At 65.6% G+C, this 15,897-nt stretch carries 13 protein-coding genes; 7 read left to right on the top strand and 6 right to left on the bottom strand.

All coding sequences use genetic code 11. From position 1 onward, the window contains the following. Positions 1 to 62 precede the first annotated feature (62 nt). Entirely contained in the window at positions 63 to 746 is a 684-nt protein-coding gene (locus A5777_RS13120; RefSeq protein WP_064862966.1) for a metal-dependent transcriptional regulator, read from the top strand. Positions 747 to 772: 26 nt separating this feature from the next. On the opposite strand, the gene A5777_RS13115 is transcribed toward A5777_RS13120, so the two are convergent. Together A5777_RS13115 and A5777_RS13110 are read right to left on the bottom strand one after the other, a co-directional pair. Then, positions 773 to 1,846: a DUF4192 domain-containing protein gene (locus A5777_RS13115; RefSeq protein WP_231895054.1), complete on the bottom strand. Its 1,074-nt coding sequence runs from the start codon at positions 1,844 to 1,846 to the stop codon at positions 773 to 775. Between the two features lie 91 nt (positions 1,847 to 1,937). Beyond that, positions 1,938 to 2,600 carry a hypothetical protein gene (locus tag A5777_RS13110; RefSeq protein ID WP_197502377.1) on the bottom strand — a complete coding sequence of 221 codons (663 nt, stop codon included), beginning with the start codon at positions 2,598 to 2,600 and terminating at the stop codon, positions 1,938 to 1,940. Positions 2,601 to 2,870: 270 nt separating this feature from the next. Here A5777_RS13110 and A5777_RS13105 point away from each other — a divergent pair, with 270 nt between their 5' ends. Continuing rightward, positions 2,871 to 3,869 carry a PAC2 family protein gene (locus A5777_RS13105; protein WP_064863001.1) on the top strand — a complete coding sequence of 333 codons (999 nt, stop codon included), beginning with the start codon at positions 2,871 to 2,873 and terminating at the stop codon, positions 3,867 to 3,869. Next, the gene (locus tag A5777_RS13100; RefSeq protein WP_064862964.1) at positions 3,866 to 6,004 is read left to right on the top strand and encodes a DEAD/DEAH box helicase; all 2,139 of its coding nucleotides are present in this window, start codon (positions 3,866 to 3,868) and stop codon (positions 6,002 to 6,004) included. The genes A5777_RS13105 and A5777_RS13100 overlap by 4 nt, the downstream gene beginning before the upstream one ends. A gap of 19 nt (positions 6,005 to 6,023) precedes the next feature. On the opposite strand, the gene A5777_RS13095 is transcribed toward A5777_RS13100, so the two are convergent. Continuing rightward, positions 6,024 to 6,995, bottom strand: coding sequence for a hydrogen peroxide-inducible genes activator (locus A5777_RS13095; RefSeq protein ID WP_197502376.1), 972 nt, complete (start codon positions 6,993 to 6,995; stop codon positions 6,024 to 6,026). A gap of 106 nt (positions 6,996 to 7,101) precedes the next feature. Between A5777_RS13095 and A5777_RS13090 the strand changes: the two genes are divergently transcribed. Together A5777_RS13090 and A5777_RS13085 are read left to right on the top strand one after the other, a co-directional pair. Further along, positions 7,102 to 7,689, top strand: coding sequence for a peroxiredoxin (locus A5777_RS13090; protein ID WP_064862962.1), 588 nt, complete (start codon positions 7,102 to 7,104; stop codon positions 7,687 to 7,689). A gap of 11 nt (positions 7,690 to 7,700) precedes the next feature. Next, complete coding sequence (locus A5777_RS13085) at positions 7,701 to 8,234, top strand: carboxymuconolactone decarboxylase family protein (protein ID WP_064862961.1); 534 nt, start codon at positions 7,701 to 7,703, stop codon at positions 8,232 to 8,234. A 58-nt stretch (positions 8,235 to 8,292) separates the two neighbouring features. Here the strand turns inward: A5777_RS13085 and A5777_RS13080 are convergent, their stop codons facing one another. Then, complete coding sequence (locus tag A5777_RS13080; RefSeq protein ID WP_064862960.1) at positions 8,293 to 9,120, bottom strand: helix-turn-helix transcriptional regulator; 828 nt, start codon at positions 9,118 to 9,120, stop codon at positions 8,293 to 8,295. 99 nt (positions 9,121 to 9,219) lie between these two features. Here A5777_RS13080 and A5777_RS13075 point away from each other — a divergent pair, with 99 nt between their 5' ends. Then, on the top strand, positions 9,220 to 9,990 hold the full coding sequence (locus A5777_RS13075) for an SDR family oxidoreductase (protein ID WP_064862959.1): 771 nt from the start codon (positions 9,220 to 9,222) through the stop codon (positions 9,988 to 9,990). Positions 9,991 to 10,014: 24 nt separating this feature from the next. Here A5777_RS13075 and A5777_RS13070 read toward each other — a convergent pair whose 3' ends face one another. Then, a complete protein-coding gene (locus A5777_RS13070; protein WP_064863000.1) occupies positions 10,015 to 11,244 on the bottom strand; it encodes an aminotransferase family protein in 1,230 nt (409 codons plus the stop codon). Positions 11,245 to 11,359: 115 nt separating this feature from the next. On the opposite strand from A5777_RS13070, the gene hrpA reads away from it, so the two are divergent. After that, entirely contained in the window at positions 11,360 to 15,364 is a 4,005-nt protein-coding gene (gene hrpA, locus A5777_RS13065) for an ATP-dependent RNA helicase HrpA (RefSeq protein WP_064862958.1), read from the top strand. Here hrpA and nrdR read toward each other — a convergent pair. Continuing rightward, complete coding sequence (gene nrdR / locus A5777_RS13060; protein ID WP_082933662.1) at positions 15,338 to 15,886, bottom strand: transcriptional regulator NrdR; 549 nt, start codon at positions 15,884 to 15,886, stop codon at positions 15,338 to 15,340. The two genes, hrpA and nrdR, sit on opposite strands and share 27 nt — an antisense overlap. Positions 15,887 to 15,897: the final 11 nt, after the last annotated feature.

The raw sequence follows: 15,897 nt of genomic DNA, 5'->3' as shown, positions 1-15,897 counted from the left end.
TGACGAGGCAGTCTCGGAAGCAGGTCAAGGTACTCTTGTAAAGACGGAAGGGACTGGCTCAAGTGAACGATCTGGTTGACACCACCGAGATGTACCTCCGGACGATCTACGACCTCGAAGAAGAGGGAATCGTCCCACTGCGCGCACGCATCGCCGAACGACTCGAGCAGAGCGGACCAACCGTGTCTCAGACGGTCGCGCGTATGGAACGCGACGGATTGTTGCGCGTCGCGGGCGACAGGCACCTCGAACTGACCGACAAGGGTCGTGCCCTCGCGGTCGCCGTGATGCGCAAGCACCGTCTCGCCGAGCGGCTGCTCGTCGATGTCATCGGCATGCCCTGGGACCAGGTCCACGAGGAAGCGTGCCGCTGGGAGCATGTCATGAGCGAGAACGTGGAGCGCCGGCTCCTCACCGTGCTCGACAACCCGACGACCTCGCCATACGGCAATCCGATTCCCGGCCTGGCAGAACTCGGCGTCGAGACGACGACGTCCACAGGCGAGGCCGCTCGCCTGTCCGATCTCCCGCAGGGCGAGGCGGTCGCGGTGATCGTCCGTCGACTCTCCGAGCACGCCCAGTCCGATACCGAGCTGATCGCTGCGCTGCGCGACGCGGGCGTCGTCCCGAACGCACGCGTGACAGTGACCTGCACCCCGCAGAAGGTGGAGATCAGCACGCCCGGTCACGCCGGACTGACTCTGTCTCCCGAGATGGCCCACTCGCTCTTCGTCGAAAAGGTCTGACCGACACCGTTATCCGACGCCACTCGTCAACTCGCATCACGCAGTGTGGCGCCGGGGAGCGTCACACCGAGTTGCGCTGCCGCGTCGTACGAGTCACCGATGAGGTGCCAGAGGTTGTCCGGGCGTAGCCCGTTACGTAGCGAGTGGTCGAGGAGCTGCGCGAGTTTCCATGTGCGGTCGGCCTCGCGCGCGACGTCGAGCGCCACGCCCGCAAAGCTCCCCTCACCTGCGATGTAGTGCAGATGCGCGAGGAGCGTCGCGGCACTGGCTCGTCCGGTACCCGTCAACCGTCGGGTCAGTTCACGCCACAACACCTCGGCGCCTGCACGAAGATCGGTGACCGCGAATCCCAGCGCAGCATCGCGAACCCGAACGTCGCAGATCGCACGTTCGAGTTCGGCAACCCTCTCGCACGAGAAGCGGTCGGACTCCATCACGACCGCCTCGTAGATCGCTGCCATGAGTTCGTGCGGTGGCTCGTCGTCGACGCTGCCTGCGTCAGCCCCGGCGTGGCAGGAGCCGTCGTCGCAATGAGGCGCCGGGGCCAGCATCGATGCGATCTCAGCGCGGCTTGCCAGGAGCAACCGCCCCGAATGAACTGCATCGGACACAGCGGTCGGCGAGGTCCGCGGATCCGTGAGCACCCCGCGTTGCAGCGACGACCGTGACGTGAGTGCAGTGCTGTGCTCCCAGATCTGCATCCAGTGCTCGCCCTCGGCGAAGCGATTACACACGTAGCCGCGACCGATACCGCCGCACAGCCGCATCCGCCGATCCACTATCGACAGAATCTCCGTGTAGGTCCGGGAATCGAGGTCGAAGCGATCGTCACCGATCACGGCGATGAGGTCGGCACTGCCGTAGCCCCGCAGTATTCGCGCCAGATTGTCGACTTCGTTGAGCATCGGCCGCGCAGGGGTGTCGTCGGCGCCAAGGTCGAGATCGAGCCGTACGGACGCCTGGACCGTGCGCGCGTCCGGTGCGAGCGCCAGGAGCACAAGTGAGCGCTCCGGGATGAAGCCGAAGAAGCCAGGGATAGCGGTGAGCAGCGCCGAGACGGTCCGGATTGGCCCGCGGGGCGATTCTTTTCGAAGTGACATGTCGAACATCTTGGGTTCATCTGCGGACGACAGAACCCGCCAACTGCCCAGATGCCCCACCTTGTGCACATCCTCGGACGGATGCACAGATTCACGAACCGAATGCCGCTCGTAGCGCCCTCTCGAAGAGGGCATCGAGCTGACCACTGGCCTCGGTGCTGATGTCACCCGCTGACGGCCATCGGTACTGGCAGTACACGCGCACTGTGCCCCGCTGTCCGATATAGGTCATCGTGCGCGTCAGGAGCGGCGCCTGGTCGCCGCCGGTCTCGACCGTCCGCAGGACGGCCGCGGTGTCGACACCTGCCGGGTGTGCGGGAGCGTCGGACACCTTTGTCTGCACCGTGCTCATCGCCGTCGTGGCGTTTCCGGTGGTCGCTCGGGGACACGCTCGCGCCTGGTCGACCACCGTGCTCAACGTGTCATCGACTCCGACGACGGCGGAGGTGAAGGACGCACGGTCGGCTTCGACGATCCCCAGGTAAACAACCGCGCCATCGGAGCCGACCGCGGCGGGCTGGCAGGCAGGCGGATCGTAGGGCGAGTTCGCGGGTCGGCCGATGAGGTCACCGATGGCATATGCGACCGAGTTCTGCGGAACGCGGGTCGCACCCGACACAGGGAAATCGGCAGCGGTCACCGACCGCGAGGAGAGGTCGGAGGTGTTCTCCGTCGGATCGCCTGCGATCGAACACGACGCCACGAGAAAAGCCGCGGCCAACCCCATCACCAGACCGACGCTGCGTGCACCCACGACTTCCGACTGTGCCACCGCACGGCCAAGGCACCGGTCACGACACTCCGACCGTCTCCAGATCACCTCGGGGAATCGGGAGCCCGGCGCAGTTGTTGGAACAGCACAGAACCCAGTTGTTGGAACAACACAGAACCACTGTGAGAACAACACAGATCTGTCCCGCGCACATTCTTCAGCGACACCGATTGGTCACGAGCGGTGTGGATGCGGGACAATTCGACGAACAGGTAGGACAGGCACGTGCCGATCTTCAAGAGGAGGGACGACATGGATTCCAATCCGGACGAGGGCCGTCAGCTCTTCGAGCTCGCCTTCCCCGCTCCCCAGGTCTCCGACGCCACGGGGACGGGCCCCGTACTCATTCACGCACTCGACGGCTTCGCCGATGCGGGACATGCCGTGGCGCTCGCCGCGCAGAACCTTCGCGACTCGCTCGAGTCCGAGGTGGTCGCGACCTTCGACAACGACGAGCTGATGGACTATCGCTCGCGCCGACCGACGATCACCTTCAGCGGCGAGACCTTCACCGACGTGGAGATGCCAACCCTGACGCTGCACGCGATCCGCGACAACGCAGGTAAGCCGTTCCTGCTGCTCTCCGGCTCAGAGCCGGACCTGCGGTGGGAACAGTTCACCGAGGCCATTCGACGCCTCGCCGACCACTTCCGGGTGACCGACGTGATCGGTCTCAACGCCATCCCGATGGCCGTTCCGCACACCCGCCCGTCGTCGTTGACCGCACACGGCAACGAGCCCGAATCGTTGGGCGATCTGCCCACGTGGGGTTCGCAGATGAAGCTCCCCGCGAGTGCGTCGATGCTCCTTGAGCTGCGCCTGGGCCAGGGCGGACGACGTACCTCGGGACTGTCGGTACACGTGCCGCACTACCTCTCCCAGACCGATTACCCGGCAGCGTCAGCGCGTCTGCTCGAGGCGGTTTCGGGACTGACCGGACTCGAATTGCCCACCGGCGCACTCGAATCCGCAGCAGCTGCGGTCCGCGAGCAGGTCGACGCCGAGGTGTCGGGCAACGGTGAGATCGAATCCGTCGTCGCGGCGCTCGAGGCGCAGTACGACAGCTTCACCGAGGCACAGACGCAGCGCGCATCTCTGCTCGCCGCCGACGAACCGCTGCCCAGCGGCGACGAGCTCGGCGCTGAACTCGAGCGGTTCCTGGCGGAGCAATCGCGTGGCGACGTCGATCCGGACGGCACCGGAGACCTCCACGATGGGGATGGCAACGGCGGTTCGTCATCGCCGAACTGATCGACGAGTCCGTTTCCGGGTCAGCAACGACGCTGACCCCCGTCGCCGACGACGACATCGCATTCGACACGTTCACCCGATGGTGGGCCGACCGCGGCATCGACCTGTACCCGCACCAGGAGGAGTCGCTGCTCGAGTTGATCTCGGGTAACAACGTCATCCTGGCCACACCGACCGGGTCGGGGAAGTCACTCGTGGCGTCCGGCGCCATCTACTTCGCCCGATGTCGGGGCCAGCGCGCGTTCTACACCGCGCCGATCAAGGCATTGGTCAGCGAGAAGTTCTTCGATCTGTGCGCTCAGTTCGGGGCCGACCAGGTCGGCCTGATGACCGGCGATGCCTCGGTCAACTCCAATGCTCCGATCATCTGCGCGACCGCCGAGATCGTCGCGAACCTCGCACTTCGCGACGGTCCGAACAGCGATATCGGCGTCCTCGTCTCCGACGAGTTCCACTTCTACGGCGAGTCCGATCGCGGCTGGGCGTGGGAAGTCCCGCTGATCGAGCTTCCACATACGCAGTTCCTCCTGATGTCGGCGACGCTCGGCGACATCAGCTTCTTCGTCGACGATCTGTCGCGACGCACCGGCCGCACCACCACCGCGGTCACCGGAACCCATCGACCGGTTCCCCTCGAATACACGTATGCGATGACACCCATCCACGAGACGATCGAGGGACTCATCGACGCGGGTCGGGCACCGATCTACGTCGTGCATTTCACCCAGGCAGCGGCCGTCGAGCGCGCGCAAGCGCTCCTGTCGGCACGAATCACCACCAAGGAGGAGAAGACTCAGATCGCCGAGGCCATCGGCGACTTCCGCTTCTCCACCGGATTCGGCTCCACCCTGTCGAAGCTGCTCCGCGCGGGCATCGGCGTGCACCACGCGGGCATGCTGCCGCGCTACCGACGTCTCGTCGAACGCCTTGCACAGCAAGGACTCCTCAAGGTCATCGCGGGTACCGACACCCTCGGGGTCGGTATCAACGTGCCCATCCGTACCGTCCTGTTCGCAGGTCTGAGCAAATACGACGGCACGCGTGTACGTCGTCTGCGCGCACGCGAGTTCCACCAGATCGCCGGCCGCGCAGGGCGAGCAGGCTTCGACACCGTCGGCTACGTCGTCGCGCAGGCACCCGAGCACGACGTCGAGAACGCCCGCGCAGTCGCCAAGGCGGGCGACGACCCGAAGAAACTGCGAAAGCTGGTGCGCAAGAAGCCACCCGAGGGTTTCGTCTCCTGGGGCGAGAAGACGTTCCTGCAACTCGTCGACGCACCGGACGAGCCGTTGCGCTCGCACTTCCGCATGACGACCGCGATGTTGCTCGAAGTCCTCGGCAGGCCGGGAGATTGCTTCGCGGCGACGCGACATCTGTTGGAGGACAACCATCTTCCCCGCAATCGACAACTGGGACAGATCCGCCACACCATTCGTCTCTACCGTGACCTGCGCGACGCGGGCATCGTCGTGCAACTACCCGAACCCGACGACGAGGGCCGATACGTCGCGCTGAGCGTCGACATGCCCGAGAACTTCGCACTCACCAACCCGCTGTCAGCGTTCGCGCTCGCCGCATTCGAGCTACTCGATCCGGATTCGTCGACCTATGCGCTCGACGTCGTCTCGATTCTCGAATCCACTCTCGACGATCCCCGTCCGGTGCTGATGGCGCAGCGCAAAGAAGCGCGTGACGCAGCGATCGCCGAGATGAAAGCCGACGGCGTCGAGTACGAGGAGCGCATGGCGCGTCTCGAGGAGATCACCTGGCCGCAACCGCTCGCGGAGGAGATCGACTACGCCTTTGGTGTCTACCGACGGACCCACCCGTGGATTGCCGGGTTTCCGCCGTCGCCGAAGTCGGTTCTCCGACTCATGCTCGAGCGAGCGATGACGTTCACCGAACTGATTTCTGCCTACGGTCTCGCTCGCTGCGAAGGAGTGGTACTGCGGTACCTATCCGACTGTTATCGCGTGTTGCGCCAGGGTGTTCCGACGACCGTGCTGACCGACGAGATCGTCGAACTCACCGAACGCGTCGGCGACATGGTCCGCGACGTCGACTCCAGCCTCCTCGACGAGTGGGAAGAATTGGCCCGCACCGCCGCCGCCGACGCGCTCGCCGAGGAACACTGAGGCACCGGCCGAATCACTCTCACACGGCGACCGCTTTCTCCACGCGCACCGCGCCCGTCTGTTCGACAAGTCCAGCGATGATGGCCGCCAGGCGCCGATACGACTCACCCCTACCCGACGATTCGCGATAGACCAGCCCGATTCGACGCCCGGGCCGCGGCGTCGTGAATGTCGCGGTCGCGAGGTCGCCACCCGCCGTTTCGGCGGCAACAGCGGTACCCGGGATCAGCGTGACGCCCAGACCACCTTCGACGCACTGCACCGCAGTCGCCAACGACGCCGCTCTGGTGTGCCCGATGTCGGCGCGCACGCCCGCGAGTCGGCACACCTCGAGCGCCTGGTCGCGCAGGCAGTGACCCTCATCGAGCAGCAGGAGCGGAAGGTCGGCGAGCGAACTCGGGTCGACGCGCTTGCGTCCGGCCAGCGGATGATCGGACGGCAGCGCCAGCACGAAATCCTCGGCGTACATCGGTATCTCGGCAAGGCCGGGTACGTCGGCGGGTAGCGCGAGACATGCGGCGTCGAGTGACCCCTCACGTAACTGCGCCACCAGTCGTGCCGTCTGGTCCTCGACGACCCGCAAAGCGAGAGAGGGCAATTCGGCCGCAAGCCCGCGCAGCACGGTCGGCAGAACGTACGGCGCGACCGTCGGGATCAGGCCGAGTCGCAGAGTACCGGCAAGCGGATCGTCGGAACCCGCGGCCGCGGAGAGGAATTCGTCGACGGCATCGGTCACCGCGATCGCTTTGGGTAGGAGTGCCTCGCCTTCCGGAGTCAAGAAGACACGCCGGGTTGTACGTTCGATGAGTTGCCTACCCAGCCCGGCCTCCAGTCCGGCGAGCGCCTGCGACAGCGATGGCTGACTGACACCGAGTTCCGTTGCCGCCGAGCCGAAATGACGCTTTCGTGCCAGCGCGACGAATGCCCGCAGACCGGCGACCGACGGCTGATAACTTCTATCACTCATGCCTATCAGTCTAGTGCTAATCATCACGTTTCGTTTTCGGTGGTCTTTGGGCAGAATTGAGGAGCAACTGCAGATACGTGAGTTCGCGCGCCACCCACGAACGCCATCGACACGAAGGAGCAAAAGACACATGGCTCTTCTGACCATCGGAGATCAATTCCCCGCCTACAACCTGACGGCAGTCATCGGAGGCGACCTGAGCAAGGTGGACGCCCAGCAGCCCGATGACTACTTCACCCAGGTGTCGAGCGACGATCACCCCGGCAAGTGGCGCATTGTCTTCTTCTGGCCCAAGGACTTCACGTTCGTGTGCCCGACCGAGATCGCCGCCTTCGGAAAGCTGAACGACGAGTTCGCCGATCGCGACGCCCAGGTTCTCGGCGCGTCCGTCGACAACGAGTTCGTCCACTTCCAGTGGCGTGCACAGCATGAGGATCTCAAGACCCTCCCCTTCCCGATGCTGAGTGACCTCAAGCGTGAGCTGGCAACTGCAGCAGGCGTTCTCAACGCCGATGGTGTTGCCGATCGCGCGACGTTCATCGTCGATCCCAACAACGAGATCCAGTTCGTCTCGGTGACCGCAGGCTCCGTCGGTCGCAACGTCGACGAGGTGCTCCGCGTTCTCGACGCACTTCAGTCCGACGAGCTGTGCGCCTGCAATTGGAAGAAGGGCGACCCGACCATCGACGCCGGCGAGCTCCTCACCGCAAGCGTCTGAGAGGAATTCGTATGAGCATCGACAATCTCAAAGAAGCTCTCCCCGAGTACGCCAAGGACCTCAAGCTGAACCTGGGTTCGCTGGCTCGCTCGACCGAGCTCTCCGAGCAGCAGCTCTGGGGCACCTTCCTCGCGTCGGCCGCGGCATCGCGCAACGCGAAGGTGCTGGCCGAGGTGTCCGAGGAAGCGGCGGACAACCTGTCGGCCGACGCCTACAACGCGGCGCTTGGCGCGGCGTCGATCATGGGCATGAACAATGTCGCGTACCGCGCCAAGAGTTTTCTCGGCGACGACTACGGGCAGGTGCGCTTGGGTCTGCGGATGAACATCATCGGCAACCCCGGCGTCGACAAGACCGATTTCGAGCTGTGGAGCCTGGCCGTGTCGACCATCAACGGTTGTCACGACTGCACCGCCGCACACGCGAAGGTCGTCCGTGACGCCGGCCTCACCAAGGAACAGGTCTGGGAGGCCGTCAAGGTCGCCGCGACCGTTTCCGGTGTCGCGCAGGCCATCGCCACCACCGAGGTGCTGGCCAACGCCTGATCACCAACGGACACGAATGCCCCGGTCTCGTCAGAGGCCGGGGCATTCTGGTGTTCGGTCAGCGTCCGACGGTCCTGAACGTAGGAGCGGTGGCGGCATCGAGGCGTGCGAGCTTCTCGGCACTGCCGGTGCCTTCGACCGGCTGGTACACGACGACGCGCTGCCCTCGCGCACCGGCCACTTCGAGTGTGTCCCAATGCAGCTCGACGACGCCGACGTCGGCAAAATGCATCCGCTTCGACCCACTCGACTTGACCTGCACGTCGTTACGCGCCCAGATCTCCGCGAACAGCGGGCTGTGCAGTGAGAGTTCGCCGACGAGGTCGCGGAGGTGGGGGTGGTCGATATCCGCGCCGGTCAGCGAGCGCAGATTGGCGACGGTCTCGGCGGCAACATCCTCGAAGTCGAGGTAGATCGGTCGCGCCTGGGGATCGAGGAACAGCTTGCGCAGCATGTTGTCGCCGACCTCGAGCCCGAGGGCACCGTGGAGCACGACACCGGCGTCGTTGATGGCGAGCAGGTCCATGAACCGATTCATCACGATCGCCGGCTGCTGCCACTGCCCCATCAGTACTCGAATCGGTTCGACCACGTCGTGATCGGCGAAGTCGACATCGATGCGTACGTCGGCGAGCGCGGCGAGGTGATCGCGCTCTGAGTCGTCGAGCCCGAGGACATCGGCGAGCGAGGCCACGACTGCTGCGGACGGATTCCTGTCACGTCCGCGCTCGAGCCGCACGAGGTATTCGACGCTGATGCCGGCGAGACTCGCGACCTCTTCGCGCCGAAGTCCCGGCGTGCGACGTGGTCCGACGGTGCGCAGACCGAGCGACGTCGGGTTGACCCGTTCGCGCCGGGCGCGGAGGAACTCACCGAGAGCGGTCATGAAAAAAGTCTAGGCGGGCACCGACGATCAGCCAGGTAGTGCGAGGACCCCTCACCACGCGGCCTGGTCGGGTCGTCGTCCACGGTCGACGCTCGGAACATGACACAACACGAGAGCACTGCATTTTCAACCACCACCCTCGAGGGCCGCATCGCGGTGGTGACCGGCGGCGGAACGGGCATCGGCGCCGCGACTGCCCGCACGCTCGCGGCCCGCGGGGCCCGTGTCGCGCTCCTGGGCCGCCGAATCGACAGGATCGCACCGGTCGCCGAGCAGATCGACGGACTGGCCGTCAGGACAGACGTGAGTGATCCGGCAGCGATCGAAGCGGCTTTCGACGAGGTGACCGCGAACCTCGGTACACCGGATCTCGTCGTCGCCAACGCCGGTGCGATGCTCGCTGCCCCTTTCGCCCACGCCGACCGCACCGAGTGGCGTCGCATGCTCGACGTCAACGTGATGGGTGTGCTTGACACCGCACGTGCAGCCGTCCCGGGACTGCGAACGGCAGCGGTCGACGGACGGCCCGCCGACCTGGTCCTGATCAGTTCGATCGGCGCGCACCTGGTCTTGCCGACCTACGCGGTCTACATGGCGACGAAGGCCGCGGTCAGCCACCTCTCGCGCATCCTCCGAGCCGAGCTCGGACCCGACGGAATCCGGGTGCGGGCCGTCGAACCGGGTATGACGGAATCAGACCTAGGCCACGACATGAGTTATCCGGGCTCGAAGGAGTCCCTCGCCGACTTCGCGGTGCACACTCCTCCGATATCCGCGGCCGCGATCGCAGAGGCCGTGGCGTGGTCGGTGTCGTTACCGGCGGCGGTCAACGCCGCGTCTGTCGAGGTCTTGCCGACGACGCAGGGATGACTACTTCCGGGGTGGCGAAGCCGCTCAGCCCAACGCGGCGCCGATGCGGTCAGCGAGTTCGGCCACCTCGGAGGTTTGCATGACGAACGACGGCGACACCTGCAGCGCGCCCTGGCCCGCGGCGCGAGTGCTCACGCCGTGCTTACGCAGGGCACCGACCGCTGCGGGCGCCTGCGCCGGGTCGGCGAGTTGGACGGCCGTCACCGCACCGAGTCCGGTGCGCACCTCGGACACCGCGGCGAGGTCGGCGAGCGGGGCGAGTTTGTCTGCCAGGTCGCCCTCGAGCCTCGACGCCTCGGCCAGGAGGCCCTCCCGCTCGATGATGTCGAGGTTGGCCATCGCAGCTGCCGCGGCTCCCGCGTGTCCGCCGTAGGTGTAGCCGTGACGCCACCAGACACCACCGGCGTAGAACGGTTCGGCGACACGCGGCGCGATGAACACCGCGCCCATCGGAACGTACCCCGACGTCAGACCCTTGGCTGTGGTCATCATGTCGGGTTGGAGGTCGAAGCGTGTTGAAGCGAACCAGCTCTCGCCTCCGATACGGCCGAAGCCGGTCACCACTTCGTCGGCGACGAACAGCACGTCATTGTCGCGGCAGATCTGTCGGACCTCGGCCAGATACCCCTCGGGCGGAAGGTAGATGCCGCCTGCACCGATGATCGGCTCGCAGAAGAACGCGGCGACCTTGTCGGCGCCGACGCGTTCGATCAGACCCAGCAGGCTCTTGGCGTCGTCCCACTCGACGGTTTGCGCGTCGGGCATCAGGGTGCCGTAGCCGTCGTGGTTACCGGGGATGCCCGCGAGCGAGGTGCCCGCGACATGCATGCCGTGGTAGGCCTTGGTCCGGCCGACGATGATCGTCTTCTCCGGCTTGCCGATCTCCACCCAGTAGCGCCGTGCGAGTTTCGCCGCGGTCTCGATCGAGTCGCTTCCGCCCGAGGTGAAGAAGATCTTGCTCCCGGGAACCGGCGCGATGGTCGCAAGCCGGTCGGCAAGCGCGTCGGTGACGTCTGCGGTGAGATCTCCGAATCCCGAATAGTGCGCGAGAGTGGAGAGCTGATCTGCCACCGCCTGCGCGACCTCGGTGCGTCCGTGACCGATGTTGGTGAACCACAGACCAGCGGTGGCGTCGAGATACTCGTTGCCATCACGGTCCCACACGCGGGTGCCCTCACCCCGCGTGATCACAAATGGGCCGCTTGCGCTGACCGACCCCATATCGGCGAATCCGTGCCACAGTGAACCTGACATGTGCTCAATGATGCCCGGCGGCATCACGGTCAGAGCACTCAGGGTCGTCAGTCCGTTCACTGGTGAGAGGTCGGACTGCGTCGCGCCATGTATCGACACATATCCTTGAACGATCATGTCCGTCTCCCCCGAATCACAGCCCGGCGACTCCACCGCCGCGGCGACGCAGCCTTCTTCGACGGATCAACGCTCGCTTCGACGTCGACTCACCGACCTGCCGATCGTCGACCAACACCGCCTCCGACGCCGCGTCGACAAGCTCGGTGCGTCGCCGAACGCCGATGCGGTGGCGGCACTCTCGCGCGACATCGACGCCGCCTTACGACGCATCGAGCGTCGTCGAGCATCCGTTCCGGTGCTCGAGTTCCCACCGGAGCTGCCGGTCTCGGAGGCCCGCGACGAAATCGCTGCCGCGATCGCCGCTCACCAGGTCGTGGTGATCGCGGGCGAAACCGGATCGGGCAAGACCACCCAGCTTCCCAAGATCTGCCTGGAACTCGGCCGAGGCGTGCGCGGCGCCATCGGTCACACCCAGCCGAGGCGTATCGCCGCGAGTTCGGTGGCACGGCGTATCGCCGACGAGACGAACACCGAGATCGGCGATGCCGTGGGGTACTCGGTGAGGTTCTCCGACCGCTCCGGCGCCGACACCCTCGTCAAGGTGATGACCGACGGCATCCTCCTGCGCGAGATCGCCACCGATCCGATGCTGCGCGCCTACGACACGCTGATCATCGACGAGGCGCATGAACGAAGCCTGAACATCGATTTCATCCTCGGGTACCTGCACCGACTGCTCCCCCGTCGCCCCGACCTCAAGCTCATCATCACGTCGGCGACGATCGAACCCGACAGGTTCGCGCGGCATTTCACCACGCCCGACGCCGAGGTACCCGTCCTCGAGGTGTCGGGGCGGGCGTATCCCGTCGACGTCCGCTACCGCCCCCTCGTCTCCTCCGACGGCCCCGACACGGGTGACGAACGCGGTGGCGGCGAGCACGCTGACCTCGACCAGATCCAGGGCATTGACGCCGCCATCGACGAGTTGTGGGGACGCAGCAACGCCGGTGGCGACATCCTGGTATTTCTGCCCACCGAGCGTGACATCCGTGAGGCGGTGGACTCGCTGTCCCGACGAGTCGCGGCAGGCGCCGAAGTGGTTCCGCTGTACGCACGATTGTCGATCGCCGAACAACAGAAGGTGTTCACACCGTCACGCGGCAATCGAATCGTGTTGTCCACCAACGTCGCCGAGACGTCGCTGACGGTCCCTGGCATCCGCTACGTGATCGACACGGGTACCGCACGTATCTCGCGATACTCGGCGCGCACCAAGATCCATCGACTCCCGGTCGAACCGATCTCGCAGGCGAGCGCCCGCCAGCGCGCCGGGCGCTGCGGACGAGTCGCCCCCGGCATCTGCATCCGCCTGTACAGCGAGGCCGACTTCGACGCCCGCCCCGCCTTCACCGACCCCGAGATTCTCCGCACCGACCTCGCGTCGGTCATCTTGCAGATGGCATCGCTGCGGCTCGGCGACATCGCCGACTTCCCCTTCGTCCAACCTCCCGACGCACGCGGTATCCGCGACGGCATCGGGGTTCTCACCGAGCTCGGCGCAATCACGACGACCGACAAGACCGACACCACGCCGCGGTTGACACCTGTCGGACGCACGATGTCGCGTATCCCGGTCGAGCCGAGGGTCGCGCGCATGCTGATCGCCGCGCACGAATCCGGTTGTCTCGACGACGTTCTGGTCATCGCCGCCGCACTGTCGATTCCCGACGTTCGTGAGCGGCCCGGCGATCACCGCGAGGCTGCCGACGCCGCGCACAAACGGTTCGTCGTGCCAGGGTCCGACTTCATGGGCTACCTCGCACTGTGGCGCTCCCTGCAGGAGAAGCGACAGGAGCTGTCCGGCAACCAGTTCCGCCGCACCTGCGAGCGCGAGTTCCTCCACTACCTCCGCATCCGCGAATGGCAGGATCTGCACCGACAGCTACGGCGCATCGTCGACGATCTCGGCTGGTCGACGAAAGAATCTGGGACGTCGAAGAATTCTGCTGAGCCCGCGGAGTCACACCACACCGATGCGATCCACCAGGCGATACTGTCCGGGCTCCTGAGCAACATCGCCGCCCGCAACGCCGAGGGTCGGGAGTACACCGGCGCACGCAACACGACGCTGATGATCTTTCCCGGCTCGTCACTCTCCAAGAAGCCGCCCGCATTCCTGATGGCTGCCGAGATCCTGGAAACGTCACGACTTTTCGCGCACACCGTCGCGGGAATCGACCCGCTGTGGGCCGAGCGACTCGCAGGCGACCTGGTCAAACGCACATACAGCGAGCCGCACTGGTCGTCGAAGCGCGGTGCCACGATGGCATACGAACGTGCGACGCTCTACGGCGTCCCGTTGGTGGCCCGACGCCGCGTCGACTACGGCCCCATCGACCCCGCAGCCGCGCGTGACATGTTCATCCGGCACGCGCTCGTCGAAGGCGACTGGAAGACCAATCATCCGTTCTTCGAACGCAATCGGGCACTCCTGTCCGACGCCGCCGAAGTCGAACACCGCGCTCGACGCCGCGACGTGGTGATCACCGAAGACCAACTGTTCGACTTCTACGACCATCGCATCGGCGCCGAGGTCACCTCGGCACGCCACTTCGACACCTGGTGGAAGAAGGCGCGCCGAGCCGACCAGGCGCTGCTCGACCTCACCCCGAAGGACGTCGCCGCCGACGTCCACGTCGCCGATGCCGACTATCCCGGCGAGTGGCAACAGGGCGATACCCGCTACCGCCTGCGATACCGGTTCGAGCCCGGCGCGCCCGATGACGGTGTGTCCGTGCTCATTCCGCGTCCACTGTTGCGACACGTACGTCCTGCTGGTTTTGACTGGCTGGTCCCGGGAATGCGTAGCGAACTCGCCACCGAGTTGATCAAGACACTGCCCAAGACCATCCGCAAAACGATGGCCCCCGCCGGACGATTCGCCGATCTCGCGCTGTCTCGCCTCACCCCACGCCGAGAGCCACTCACCACCGGCCTCGCGCGTGAACTGTCGACGATCACCGGGCAGACGATTGCGGCCGACGACTTCGCTCCCGAGCGACTCCCCGCCTACCTTCGGATGAACTTCGTCGTGATCGACGAGCGAGAGGAGTCGGTCGCCACCGGCAAATCCCTCGCCGACCTCCGCCGACGTATCGAGGGTGACGCGCCTGCGCCGACGCCGCGTCGGGTGTACCCGACGTGGACGGCCGACGGAATCGGAACACTTGCCGAGTCGAGCGTCGATACGGTTGCCGGACAACAGATCACACGCTATCCATCACTCGAGGTCGTCGCTGGAGAGCGCAACCGTGGGGTGGCACGGACGCTCGCGACGTCGGACGCACAGCGACGTGTGCAACTGCACGGTGCCGTCATAGAACTGCTCGACCATGCGATCGCGCCGCTCTCGCGCAAGATCAGCGCCGGGCTCGACCCGGCCGATCGACTGGCCATGAGTCAGAGTCCCTACGCGTCGCCCGACGCGCTGTATTCCGACTGCACCCGCAGGGCGATTCGCGACATCGCGCCCGCAGCAGTCGATCTGGGCTCGATCCGCACGCCGTCGGCCTTCGACGAACTCGTCTCGACACTGCGACCGCGCGTATCGGCAGCGGCGCCGGAGTACTTCGCACTCGCCGTCGAGGTCTTGCGCGAGGTGGCTCCCCTACGTGCCGAGATCGACCGCCATTCGGGTCAAACAGCATGCGACGACGTCGCCGAACAGTTCAACAACCTGGTCTTCGACGGATTCGTCCTGGCCACGGCGCGCGAACACCTGCAGCACGTTCCGCGATACCTGACCGCCGCACGGCAGCGTCTCGAGCAACTTCCTGCCGCGGCCCTTCGCGACCGCGATGGAATGGCCGCCATCGACAGAGTCACCGAGCGGTGGAACCAGCGCCTGACACAGCTCCCCGAATCGCGCCGAGACGCCGTCAGCGAGGAAGCGCAGTGGATTGTCGAGGAACTTCGGGTCAGCCTCTTCGCCCAGAAGCTCGGGACCGCCTATCCCATTTCGGAGAAACGCGCGCTACGAGCTCTTGACCGACTCGGTTGACACCGGACGCGGTGGAGTCGTCGCTGAGTCGACGGCGGGCGGGGTGTCGAGGTCGTCTGCGCCTTCGTGGGAACCGGTGAGGTTGCCCTGGAGGTCGTCGATCTCGCGTTGAAAGTCTTCGAGCGAATCGAACGAGCGATAGACCGAGGCGAAACGTAGATATGCCACCTCGTCGAGGTCGCGCAGCGGGCCGAGAATGGCCAGACCGACCTCGTTGCTGGGGATCTCAGCCGAACCCGACGACCTGACAGCGTCTTCGACCTGCTGAGCCAACTGTGCGAGATCGTCTTCGTTCACGTGACGTCCCTGGCATGCGCGGCGCACCCCGCGCATCACCTTTTCTCTGCTGAACGGCTCGGTCACTCCGTTTCGCTTCACGACTGCCAGAACAGCACTCTCGACCGTGGAGAAACGTCGCCCACATTCGCTGCACGCGCGACGTCGGCGGATTGCCTGCCCCTCATCGGCGACACGCGAATCGACGACCTTGGTGTCTTCGTTCTTGCAAAACGGGCAGCGCATGTAGTCCTCGT

Origin of the sequence: Gordonia sp. 852002-10350_SCH5691597, assembly GCF_001665715.1 — a bacterium.
Taxonomy (GTDB): domain Bacteria; phylum Actinomycetota; class Actinomycetes; order Mycobacteriales; family Mycobacteriaceae; genus Gordonia; species Gordonia sputi.
This window is presented reverse-complemented; position numbering and strand designations above follow the sequence as displayed.

What these genes read in the sequence shown, in the direction of transcription:
- A5777_RS13115 (WP_231895054.1), bottom strand. Translation starts at nt 1,846, where the DNA reads ATGTCACTTCGAAAAGAATCGCCCCGCGGGCCAATCCGGACCGTCTCG.
- A5777_RS13105 (WP_064863001.1), top strand. Translation starts at nt 2,871, where the DNA reads ATGGATTCCAATCCGGACGAGGGCCGTCAGCTCTTCGAGCTCGCCTTC.
- A5777_RS13095 (WP_197502376.1), bottom strand. Translation starts at nt 6,995, where the DNA reads ATGATTAGCACTAGACTGATAGGCATGAGTGATAGAAGTTATCAGCCG.
- A5777_RS13090 (WP_064862962.1), top strand. Translation starts at nt 7,102, where the DNA reads ATGGCTCTTCTGACCATCGGAGATCAATTCCCCGCCTACAACCTGACG.
- A5777_RS13085 (WP_064862961.1), top strand. Translation starts at nt 7,701, where the DNA reads ATGAGCATCGACAATCTCAAAGAAGCTCTCCCCGAGTACGCCAAGGAC.
- A5777_RS13080 (WP_064862960.1), bottom strand. Translation starts at nt 9,120, where the DNA reads ATGACCGCTCTCGGTGAGTTCCTCCGCGCCCGGCGCGAACGGGTCAAC.
- A5777_RS13075 (WP_064862959.1), top strand. Translation starts at nt 9,220, where the DNA reads ATGACACAACACGAGAGCACTGCATTTTCAACCACCACCCTCGAGGGC.
- A5777_RS13070 (WP_064863000.1), bottom strand. Translation starts at nt 11,244, where the DNA reads ATGTCAGGTTCACTGTGGCACGGATTCGCCGATATGGGGTCGGTCAGC.
- hrpA (WP_064862958.1), top strand. Translation starts at nt 11,360, where the DNA reads ATGTCCGTCTCCCCCGAATCACAGCCCGGCGACTCCACCGCCGCGGCG.
- nrdR (WP_082933662.1), bottom strand. Translation starts at nt 15,886, where the DNA reads ATGCGCTGCCCGTTTTGCAAGAACGAAGACACCAAGGTCGTCGATTCG.